This window comes from Dendrosporobacter sp. 1207_IL3150 (genome assembly GCF_036763085.1).
Lineage (GTDB): Bacteria > Bacillota > Negativicutes > DSM-1736 > Dendrosporobacteraceae > JBAIYU01.
In genome coordinates, this window is the sequence record NZ_JBAIYU010000022.1 from 104183 (window position 1) to 110835 (window position 6653).

At 39.3% G+C, this 6653-nt stretch carries 7 protein-coding genes; 1 reads left to right on the forward strand and 6 read right to left on the reverse strand.

Going from position 1 to position 6653, the window contains the following annotated elements; translation table 11 throughout:
• Window positions 1-3: 3 nt before the first annotated feature.
• Genes hisC through hisG form a run of 3 tightly spaced genes read right to left on the reverse strand, consistent with a single transcriptional unit; the run spans window position 4 to window position 3066 of the window.
• The gene (gene hisC, locus V6C17_RS12345; RefSeq protein ID WP_333522884.1) at window positions 4-1062 is read right to left on the reverse strand and encodes a histidinol-phosphate transaminase; all 1059 of its coding nucleotides are present in this window, start codon (window positions 1060-1062) and stop codon (window positions 4-6) included.
• Between the two features lies 1 nt (window position 1063).
• Window positions 1064-2404, reverse strand: a complete 1341-nt coding sequence (gene hisD / locus V6C17_RS12350; RefSeq protein ID WP_333522885.1) for a histidinol dehydrogenase — start codon at window positions 2402-2404, stop codon at window positions 1064-1066.
• Window positions 2401-3066, reverse strand: coding sequence for an ATP phosphoribosyltransferase (hisG, locus tag V6C17_RS12355; RefSeq protein WP_333522886.1), 666 nt, complete (start codon window positions 3064-3066; stop codon window positions 2401-2403). Before hisG ends, hisD begins: the two co-directional genes overlap by 4 nt.
• A 156-nt stretch (window positions 3067-3222) precedes the next feature.
• Here hisG and V6C17_RS12360 point away from each other — a divergent pair, with 156 nt between their 5' ends.
• Window positions 3223-4173, forward strand: coding sequence for a D-2-hydroxyacid dehydrogenase (locus V6C17_RS12360; protein ID WP_333522887.1), 951 nt, complete (start codon window positions 3223-3225; stop codon window positions 4171-4173).
• Here V6C17_RS12360 and V6C17_RS12365 read toward each other — a convergent pair.
• Genes V6C17_RS12365 through V6C17_RS12375 form a run of 3 tightly spaced genes read right to left on the reverse strand, consistent with a single transcriptional unit; the run spans window position 4170 to window position 6214 of the window.
• Window positions 4170-4694 carry an HD domain-containing protein gene (locus V6C17_RS12365; protein ID WP_333522888.1) on the reverse strand — a complete coding sequence of 175 codons (525 nt, stop codon included), beginning with the start codon at window positions 4692-4694 and terminating at the stop codon, window positions 4170-4172. The two genes, V6C17_RS12360 and V6C17_RS12365, sit on opposite strands and share 4 nt — an antisense overlap.
• The gene (gene hisZ / locus V6C17_RS12370; RefSeq protein WP_333522889.1) at window positions 4694-5887 is read right to left on the reverse strand and encodes an ATP phosphoribosyltransferase regulatory subunit; all 1194 of its coding nucleotides are present in this window, start codon (window positions 5885-5887) and stop codon (window positions 4694-4696) included. The genes V6C17_RS12365 and hisZ overlap by 1 nt, the downstream gene beginning before the upstream one ends.
• Before the next feature lie 15 nt (window positions 5888-5902).
• Window positions 5903-6214 carry a YerC/YecD family TrpR-related protein gene (locus V6C17_RS12375; protein WP_333522890.1) on the reverse strand — a complete coding sequence of 104 codons (312 nt, stop codon included), beginning with the start codon at window positions 6212-6214 and terminating at the stop codon, window positions 5903-5905.
• Window positions 6215-6653 lie beyond the last annotated feature (439 nt).

Genomic DNA, 6653 nt, shown 5'->3' on the forward strand with positions numbered 1-6653 from the left:
ATATTAACCTCTTTCCAGGTAATCTTTAATAGATTTTAATAAAGCATCGTTTTCGTCTGCCGTTCCGATCGATATACGCAGACAGTCTGTTAAACTAGGTGCATTGCTAAAATCACGAATTCCAATGTTTTTAGAAGACAGGTATTGATTTAGCTCGGCAGCATTAGGCAGCTTAATAAGCAGAAAATTCGTTTCTGATGGATATACAATAACTCCTGGTAATAACTTTAAAGCAACTTCGAGACGTTTACGCTCAGCAATGGTTTGTTTAATGTAGGGCACGAACTCATCTCTCATTTGATAAATAACTTCCGCTCCAGCTAAAGATAATGAATTTACATGATATGGCATGCATACTTTACCAACCATTTTGACAATATCGGAATCTGCAACCATATAACCTACTCTTGCTGAAGCAAAACTATAGGCTTTTGAAAAAGTCCGAGCAATAATAACATTAGGATATTTTTTAAGCAGTCCTGCTGAGGTTTCGCCATGAAACTCAAAATAAGCCTCGTCAACTACTACCGGACAATCAACACTAGCAACTATATTTTCAATATCCTGCTGTGGCATGGCATTTCCAGTGGGATTGTTTGGTGTACAAAGTATAATAAGTTTTGCACCGGAAGCTTTGGCAGCAGCAGTTATTTTATCAGGCTTAAGCGAATAGTCTTGTTCTAATTCTACTGGTATTGCAATACTTTCGGTTAACTTAGCATAAATATTATACATAGAAAAAGAAGGCGTAGGAAAAACGATACTCCTCCCAGGTCCGCCAAAGGCATAAAAAAGTTTCTCTAATATCTCACTAGAGCCGTTGCCTATAAGAATATTATCTATATCTAAATTAAAGTTTTGCGCGATTAGTTCTTTTAAGCTCTTCATTCCCATGTCTGGATAACGATTAAAGTCTATGAATGACAGTCTATTCACAAGTCTTTCATATACTAAAGGAGGAAGATTAAGATTGCTTTCATTTGCGTCAAGCTTTATATCCCACTCTTTTTCTTCAACAGAATAAGTAGGAAGCTGCTCTAAGCCTGGTCTATATTTTGACATATCATTCACCTCTTACCCTTATAGCGTTAGCGTGTGCCTCTAGGCCTTCCGCTGACGCAAGTCGTATAATATCATCGCTAACTGCCGCCAGAGCTTGCTTAGTATAAGCAATGATGCTTGTTTTTTTCATAAAAGTTTCTACATTAAGAACAGAATAAAAGCGTGCTGTTCCTCCTGTAGGCAATACGTGGTTTGGACCAGCAAAATAATCTCCTAGCGGCTCTGGTGAGTATGGTCCTAAGAAGACTGCACCTGCGTGCCTAACGTAGGGCAGCAGCTTAAAAGGCTCTGCTGTAAGTATTTCAAGATGTTCAGGAGCCGATATGTTCGCAAGTTCCACAGCCTCTAAGATATCTTTTGAAACAATTATTAACCCATTAGTCTCTATTGATGCGGCTGCAATCTCTTGACGTGGAAGCTTTGCTAGCTGAACTTCAACTTCCCGAGCAACTTTATCGGCTAATTCTTCACTATTGGTTATTACAATACTGGACGCCAGTACGTCATGCTCAGCTTGACTGAGCATATCTGCCGCAATGTAGCGAGGGTCCGCAGTTTCGTCAGCTACTATTAAAATCTCGCTAGGACCTGCCAGCATATCTATATCACAGTATCCATATACTGCTTTCTTAGCTAAAGTCACAAAAATATTGCCTGGTCCTGTTATCTTGTCAACTTTCGGCACCGATTCAGTACCAAAGGCCAATGCAGCAATAGCTTGCGCCCCACCAATCTTAAAGACCCTAGTTACACCAGCTTCGCGTGCTGCGGTTAGAACATAAGGGTTCACACTTCCATCCTTAGCTGGAGGTACAACCATAATGATTTCTTTTACACCGGCAACAGCGGCTGGAACAGCATTCATAATAACAGAAGATGGATAGGCGGCAGTGCCCCCTGGTACATATATGCCTACCCTTTCGAGAGGTATACAGTTTTGCCCTAGCATGGCTCCATATTCGCGATAACTCAACCAGGATTTCGGCAATTGCTCTGTATGATAGCGACGTACATTGTTAATCGCTAGTTTAATTGACCTCAATACATCTTCTTCAACGGCTTGAGCAGCAGCGTCAAATTCTGCAGGAGTTACTTCAAAAGACTGATTTGTAAAATCAGCCCTGTCTATTAGTTTCGTATATTTCACAACAGCTTTATCGCCGTTAGTCCGTATTTCATTAATAATTTTATCAACAACCTGTGCTGCCGAAAGATCTGAGCCAAAAGCTTCCTTGATTCTTGCCCTCGCACCATCCCCCAAAACAACTTCATCAAAGGCAGGTTTTTTAAGCAAGTCAGCTGTTTCAAGTTTGCTTAAATTCTTTGTAAGTACAATTCTCACTTCGCTGCCTCACTTTCCATCAAAACTTTAAGATCTTCAACCATTTTGCTAATGCGCCCAAACTTCATTTTAAAGCTTACCCGATTAGCAATAAACCGGGCTGTTGCATGATTTATTTGCGCTATCTCAACTAATTGATTCTCTTTAAGTGTCCGTCCTGTTTCTACGATATCAACGATAATCTCTGCCAGCCCTACCATTGGAGCTAACTCAATCGATCCATTAAGTTTAATGATTTCAGTTTGAATACCCATGCTATGAAAAAAGCGCTCAGCGATATGAGGGTATTTTGTTGCCACTCTCATATGTGCGTAATCACTTAGTTTTTCTTGCTTTAAGGCTTGAGGTACCGCAACAACCATTCGACAATACCCAAATTTTAAATCTAACAGCTCATAGACATCTTTGCCTTCTTCAAGCAATACATCTTTCCCAATTACACCAATATCGGCTGCTCCATATTCAACATAAGTAGGCAAATCTGCCGTTTTAGTAATAATAAATCTAATTTTTTCCGCCTCATTGGTAATAACTAACTTACGGGAGTTTTCACTTAATCCATCTGCAGTATAGCCTATTTTTGCCAATAAATCGGCGGATGGTTTAAAAAGTTTGCCTTTAGGCAAAGCAATCGTAAGATATTCCATATCACTCGAAGTCATGAAAACCCTCCTACTTATTCAATGCTTTAGCGATTTAAAGTATTAATATATTAATATAGTAACACTAGATTATTCCTTCGTCAACGCCCTTGTAGGATTTATCTAATTTTAATAGAAGTATATTTAAAGAGTATAGCCGAAAAGGAGGCAAAATAAATGCACACCCCTAATATCCTAGTTATAAATCAATTATCAGATAGGCACATCTCTGCAATTACAAATTCTGTACCAGGCTGCAGCATTATTTCCTGTGATTTAGCTGACGCAGAAAAATATATAGACACAGCTGAAATAATAGTTGCCTGGGGCTGGATGGATCTTCAAGAACTCTATTTAAAAGCACCTAAACTCCGTTGGGTTCATGCTTTGAGTGCCGGTGTCGAAAAAATGCTGTTTCCTGAAATGATTTCCTCTTCAACTCTGCTGACAAATTCACGCGGCATTCACGGTATTCCGATGTCAGAGCATGTCATTTCCATGATTTTGGCTTTTACTCGTGGTCTTAATGTATTTATAAAACAGCAGCAGCAGAGAGTATGGAAGCGTACTGCGCTTGAAGAAATTCATGAGAAAACCATCGGGATTATCGGCCTCGGCAGTATTGGCAGGGAAATAGCTAAAAGAGCAAAAGGTTTAGGAATGAGAGTCGTTGCGAGTAAAAGAGAAATGACTACCGAACTTTTTGTTGATACTTTATATACATCAAACCAAATTGAAGAGGTTTTAGCAGTTTCTGACTTTGTCGTCGTCACCTTACCAGAAACTAAGCAAACACAGGGATTATTTACCCTAAACTTGTTTAAACTTATGAAACCGTCTGCCTATTTCATAAATGTAGCCAGAGGCTCAATTGTTAAGGAAGATGATCTATCAATCGCCTTATCCCAGGGAATAATAAAGGGTGCTGCGCTAGATGTTTTTGAAAATGAACCCTTGCCTGAGAGTTCTCCGTTGTGGGATGTGCCTAATGTAATTATTACACCGCATATTGCTGCAATATCTCCGCATTACTTAGATAGAGCAATGAAGCTTTTTTGCGAAAACCTCGCATGTTATTGCGGCGGACAGGAAATGGTCAACATCATCGACAAAACCAAGGGTTATTAATGTAAGTTGTCAGCATCCCGTAATATCGTTAACTCCGGCGGGTCTTGTTCTGCCGGAGTTTTATGATGCTGTAACACTATACTAACTACTTGCTGACCGGAATGAGCTTCAAGCAAAAATCTTGCACTTTTAGCCGGGTGGCTGAAATAAATATAAAAAGCATGGCGTAGGTTATCTATTTTACTTCCCCGCCCCTCGCGCCCCCAGTTTTTCGCCCATTCTGGTGCAATCATATGAGCAGCAACAGTAATAATTTTATCAAGTGTACTTACATCACCTTTGACTTTACCTACATCGTGAAGCAAGGCACACTTAATTAGTAAAATTCGATCAATTGCGCTGCCTTCTGCCAGCTTTATCGCAGTATAAGCAACATTTAATGAATGCCTCTGATCTGGCAAGTTCATTCCCCAGAACAAATCCTGCTCGGCTTTTGTTAGATATTTCCCTACAAAAGCTTTATCTTTGCTATTTATATAAGCTGTAAAAGCTGATAAAACCTGCCTTATGCGAGTTAACATCAGTCACTTGCACCAACATATATTAATTTTTCATAGCCTTTAGCTGCCTGACTGTTTCTTGCTTCATCCTTAGACTGGGCGTGAAATGCCAGTTCAACATGCTTGCCATCTTTGCGCAATTTATTTGATTCTAAAATTGCCGCAGACAGGTTTCCTTCCTGCCATGCAATATAGTAATTTTTCTCCTCGGAAACAACAGCTATACCCTGACGCTCAAGAGCCAACATTACCCGTTCTATTCCTAATGCAAAACCAGTAGCAGGACCACCGGCACCAAATGATGTCAGCATCTGGTCATATCTGCCTCCACCGCATAGTGGAAAACCAAGACCAGGAGTATAACCTTCAAAAACCATTCCCGTATAATAATCAAAATCACGAATGATTCCTAGGTCAAAATTAACATATTTCTCAACACCATAGGCTGTTAATAATTCATATATTTCGGACAGATTATCCAATGCATTTCGGCTTGTTTCATTCTTAACCATGGCGCGAGCTTGAATGAGCATATCTTCCCTGCCATGAAGTACGGGAATTTGCTGCAGCATAGTTTGAACGGACTTGCTTAAACTACTTGCTGACAGTATTTCTCCCAACCCAACTAAATCTCTGGTTATCATAGCATTCTTAACTTGCTGGCGCTGATTGTGAGTTAATTCGCTTTCCTCCATAATGCCATTGATAAAGTCTACCTGACCTAAACTAATTTGGAAATTCTGAAGTCCAGCTTCAAGCATAGCTTCCACAGCCAAAGCAATCACCTCGGCATCAGCAGTTGGTCCAGGAACTCCCATCAACTCTACCCCGGCCTGATAGAATTCGCATTGCCTTCCAACCTGAGCCTGCTCATACCGAAAGACATTAGTAATATAAAATAATTTTAACGGTGGGGTATTTTCCCTTAACCTACTTGCAGCAAGACGAGCAATAGGAGTTGTCATGTCTGGTCTTAGAGCTAAAATATGATTATTCTTATCAAAAAACTTAAACATACTCTGCTGCATATCACAGCCAGCTCCTACTTTCAATGTGTCAAGATACTCTATAGTAGGCGTTATTACCTCGTCATATCCCCATCTCGCAAACATAGCCGCAAGACTGTCTTCAATCGCTCTTTTCCGGCTAGCCTCGCGCGGCAAAAAATCTTTAGTTCCATAAGGAATCTGTGGGACAAATTCATTTTGGTTCATAATAACACCTCCGCTTTATTTTTCTTCATCCTTTGTTTCATCCAAACGCAGCAAGACTGTTTTATAGCCATCTGCTCCATAATGCAAACAACGCTTAACTCGGCTGATTGTAGCGGTACTCGCCCCTGTCCGTTCAACAATTTCATCATATGTATGACCATACTTCAGCATGCTGGCAACTTCCAAACGTTGCGCCATGGCTTTTAATTCACCTACTGTACAAACGTCCTCAAAAAATTGGTAGCATTCTTCTTCATTCTTTAATAATAAAATGGCTTTGAATAATTGATCAGTAAGCTCATCTTTAAGTCTAGGATTAACAGGCATTTCATTCACTCCTTATACCAGTACAGTCGCTTCTGTAATCTATTCTTCTTTTATATATATTTTCCTTCTTTATCCCTTTACTTCTTTAATCTATGAAATTATTTTTATTATAATACATCTAATTAGTGCTTGCAAAATATGGACAAATATTTTATAATTTAATTAGATAATAATTATCCCCTAATAATATATATTATCGAATGGGGTGATTCCATTGAAGGAGTCAGTTTTCGTTAACTTTTCTTAGTTTATCCCTCCCCCTCTAAAAAAATATAACCACATACTATTTTAGTTTTTCAAAGCCCGTGAAACTTTGAACTGAACCCAGCAAAACAGACATTGTGACAAAAAGCCTCCTGTTGTAGGATAACTATGACGGGAGGTTTTAATTATGCCACGAAAATGGACAGACATAATGTCTTTGGAAACAATCATAATA